The 572-nt window shown below is 46.7% G+C and carries 1 protein-coding gene; it reads right to left on the minus strand.

Translation table 11 applies throughout. From position 1 onward, the window contains the following. A partial coding sequence (holA, locus tag R7E78_RS28915) for a DNA polymerase III subunit delta (RefSeq protein ID WP_318058989.1) occupies positions 1-572 on the minus strand: 572 nt, incomplete at both ends.

Genomic DNA, 572 nt, shown 5'->3' on the forward strand with positions numbered 1-572 from the left:
GGCTTCTAATTGACGCAGGATGCGTTGAGCACGATTAGCTTTACCTGCAAGTAACGCATCAATCCAGTTAAACGTCGTAAAGTGGTTGTGTCGACTTAAGGCTTCCTCTAAGCGTACAACAGTCAGTTCGCCATCAGGATAGAGCAAAGCCAGTTTCTCTAGACTCTGAGAAAGTGCAAATAAGTTGCCTTCATGCCACTGTGCCAACATCTGTAAGGATTGCTGATCGGGCTTTAAACCCAATGCGCGGCAGCGCGTTTGCACAAACATAGGCAAACGCTGAAGATCCGGCGTTAAGCAGCTGACCCAGTCGCCTTTGGCATTCAGTGCTTTAAACCATTTGGCATTTTCTTGCGCTTTAGTCAGCTTCGTTCCGATGATCACTAGCATGATGTCATCATGCAGCATGTCACACAGAGTCTGTAGCTCTTTGCTGATGGCTGTGGTGACACCGCTTTCTGGGATCTCAAGCTCAATGAGTTGTCGACTAGAAAATAAGCTCAGAGCTTGAAAGCAGTCATACACTTGGTTCCAATCTAAACTTGTATCGACAGCAACACGGTGTCTTTCTT

This window comes from Vibrio sp. YT-19(2023), from assembly GCF_033337395.1.